Below are 2,774 nucleotides of genomic sequence, written 5' to 3' on the forward strand. Positions count from 1 at the left end.
CTGGATGTGGGTAAGCGGGAAGAGGCGGCCTGGATTGCCCGGCAGGTGGAGTTTGTGGAAACGGCCATTGAACCGGACTTTCAGAACCGCTTTGCCGCGGCCATGGCCCTGCCCCATTCCACCGATAAGTTCCCGCACATTCAACATCTTCTGGATGCCATTCCCAAACGGTAGAGGAGGAATACCGCATGTTTAGACTAAACCGGCCCCAGCGGGTTTGCCGCATCGGCCAGTGGAATATCGGCGGGCAGCCCGGGGAAAACCCGCCCCTGCTGATTTCCTCCATGTTTCATAACGGCGATAAGATTCTGGAATCCCGCAAGGAGAGGAAATTCAACCGGGAAAAGGCCACGGAGTACGTAAAGCGGCAGGAAGAGCTTTCCGCCCAGACGGGTATACCCGCCCTGGTGGCTATGGTGGCCACCTCCCTGGAGGAAATGAAAACATACATTGACTTTTTCCTGGGCATCAGCAACCAGCCCTTCGGCATCGACCTGTGGGTGGAAAAGACCCGGCTGGAAGTGGCCGAATATATTGCCGGGCTGGGCATCCAGGACCGGGTGCTGTACAACAGCATCACCCCCTGGGATAAGGACATCCCCGGCCAGGTGGCCCGCTTGAAGGAAATGGGCTTCAAGCATGTGGTGGTGCAGGCTTTCAACCAGGAGGATCAGAGCCCCAAAGGCCGGGTTACCGGACTGAAGAAGATGCTGGATGTCATTGGCGAAAACACCTTTGAAACCATCCTGGTGGATACCGCGGTTATGAACCTGCCCTCCACCTCCTTCTCCTGCATTGCCGCCCGGATGGTGAAGGAAGAATTCGGCTGGCCCGCCGGGGTGGCCTCCTCCAACGGCACCTACATGTGGAAGGCGGCCCGGGAAATGTGGGGCAGCGACGGCTTTAACGCCATGAACGCCGCCGGGCAGGCCATTGCCGCCCTGCTCTGGAGTGATCTTCTTTTCAGCGGTCCCATTGTGAATATACCCAAGATTATACCGGCCGTGACCACCGCCAGCCTGATGCTTTCCACGCTGGCTTATGATGAAAGCGGTAAACTGCCCGCCAATCAGGAGCATCCACTGTATAAGTTCTTCAGTGACTTTGTGAAACAGTTACAGTAACGGCGTTTCTAAGAGTAAGGGATTCCAGGTAGTCTCCCATATCGAAACCATAAATCCCTCCATAAAGGATGCAATGTTCGGTTAAAGAAGTTTCAACAGGAATTCGCTTCAGCGAATTCATTCATAATCAGACGGCTGACTCCGACGACCGGCAACTTATTAAGGAGGGGTTCTTTAGATGGCTGAAATAACTGCTGAGATGAAGACTATGATTGAAAAGGAACAATGTTTCATTGTCACTGCCGATAAAACGGGGCAGCCTTCCGCTGCCCCCAAGGGCTCCATGCTGGTGCTTGATGGGCAAACGCTGGCCTACGGGGAACTGGTGGGCAAACAGACCTACCGTAACTTGCTGGAAAATCCGAAGGTGGCGGTGGTGGTTACCGACCGCCAGGCGTTGAAAGGTTACCGGTTCATGGGCCGGGCTGAATTGTTGTCCGAGGGGCCACTTTATGACCGTTTTACCGAAGAGTTTGCCAGGATGGGCCTGCCCAAACCAAAAGCGGCAGTCAAAATTATGGTGGAAGAAATCTACGATCTGTCAGTACGCAACCCGGGTGAAAAAATCGGTTAAAGGAGGTCTTTTCCGTCCATGAAGCCAAGAGATAGGGTACTGGGCCTTTTTGAAGGAAAAGAAGTGGACCGCATGGCCTGTTACAGCGGTATGGGCAACGTGACTACCGCCGGCCTGGATCAGCTGGGTTATAAATTTGCTTCGGTGCACGTGGATCCGGTGAAAATGGCCAATTCGGCGGCCACTTCCTATAAACTTTTCGGTTATGAATGTGCCGTTGTTCCCTATGATATGTGTGTGGAAGCCGAGGCCATGGGTTGCGTCATGAACGCCTATGAAGATGTGGCCCACCTTCTGTATCCCACCATCAAGGAAAAGCTGATCCATTCGCCGGAGGAAATGACCCGGGTGACCGTTCCCGGCAATATAGCCGAAAGGGGACGTTTCCCCCTGGTGATGGAGGCCATTTCCCTGCTAAAAAAGGATATCGGCGATGAAGTGGCCATCGGTTCCTGGTTTCTGGGACCCTTTACCCTGGCCGGTCAGCTGATGGACTTGAACGATTTATTCAAGCTGGTTTTCAAGAAACCCAACGAAGTGAATATCCTGCTGGACAGACTGGCGGATCTGGTTATTACCATGGCCGCCAGGTACCGGCAGGCCGGTGCCGACTACATCACCATCCGGGAAATGGGTGCTCCTACCGATGTCTTAAGCCCCCGGAGCTTCAAGCAGGTGATCAAGCCGCACCTGGAAAAGATCTTTAAAAATATCGACTCGCCCAAGATCCTGCACATTTGCGGCGACACCAACCTGATTATCGGCTTGATGAATGATTGCGGCGCCGACGCCATCAGTGTGGAGACCAAAAACGACCTGTCCAGGACCCGGGAGACCATTGGCCCGGAACCGCTGGTATTCGGTCAGGTGGACGGTTACAATGTTCTTTGCAACGGCAAGCCCGAGGATGTGGAAAAGGCCGTCCTGGCCAGCATGGAGGGCGGGGTGGACGCCGTCTGGCCCTCCTGCGACATCTGGCCCACGGCGCCCCTGGAAAACCTGCGGACCATGGTGGAAACGGTGCAGAAATACGGCGCCGAAAAGTGGGCGCGCCGGCGGGTTTAGAAGCCCCGGTT

4 protein-coding genes are annotated in these 2,774 nt (G+C 54.9%); all 4 read left to right on the plus strand.

The annotated features are described in order from the left end of the window. The first annotated feature begins 6 nt into the window (after positions 1-6). The 4 genes from GFC01_RS18910 (at position 7) to GFC01_RS17570 (ending at position 2,763) form a co-directional block, all read left to right on the plus strand. The gene (locus tag GFC01_RS18910; protein ID WP_341474084.1) at positions 7-174 is read left to right on the plus strand and encodes an ASKHA domain-containing protein; all 168 of its coding nucleotides are present in this window, start codon (positions 7-9) and stop codon (positions 172-174) included. A 14-nt stretch (positions 175-188) separates the two neighbouring features. After that, a complete protein-coding gene (locus GFC01_RS17560) occupies positions 189-1,124 on the plus strand; it encodes a tetrahydromethanopterin S-methyltransferase subunit H family protein (RefSeq protein ID WP_152948443.1) in 936 nt (311 codons plus the stop codon). A gap of 178 nt (positions 1,125-1,302) precedes the next feature. Further along, positions 1,303-1,698: a pyridoxamine 5'-phosphate oxidase family protein gene (locus tag GFC01_RS17565; protein WP_152948444.1), complete on the plus strand. Its 396-nt coding sequence runs from the start codon at positions 1,303-1,305 to the stop codon at positions 1,696-1,698. A gap of 18 nt (positions 1,699-1,716) precedes the next feature. After that, positions 1,717-2,763, plus strand: coding sequence for a uroporphyrinogen decarboxylase family protein (locus GFC01_RS17570; RefSeq protein ID WP_152948445.1), 1,047 nt, complete (start codon positions 1,717-1,719; stop codon positions 2,761-2,763). Positions 2,764-2,774: the final 11 nt, after the last annotated feature.

It is taken from the genome of Desulfofundulus thermobenzoicus, assembly GCF_009428905.1.
Classification (GTDB): domain Bacteria; phylum Bacillota; class Desulfotomaculia; order Desulfotomaculales; family Desulfovirgulaceae; genus Desulfofundulus_A; species Desulfofundulus_A thermobenzoicus.

Coding starts and splice junctions, on each gene's coding strand:
- GFC01_RS17560 (WP_152948443.1), top strand. CDS start 189: ATGTTTAGACTAAACCGGCCCCAGCGGGTTTGCCGCATCGGCCAGTGG.
- GFC01_RS17565 (WP_152948444.1), top strand. CDS start 1,303: ATGGCTGAAATAACTGCTGAGATGAAGACTATGATTGAAAAGGAACAA.
- GFC01_RS17570 (WP_152948445.1), top strand. CDS start 1,717: ATGAAGCCAAGAGATAGGGTACTGGGCCTTTTTGAAGGAAAAGAAGTG.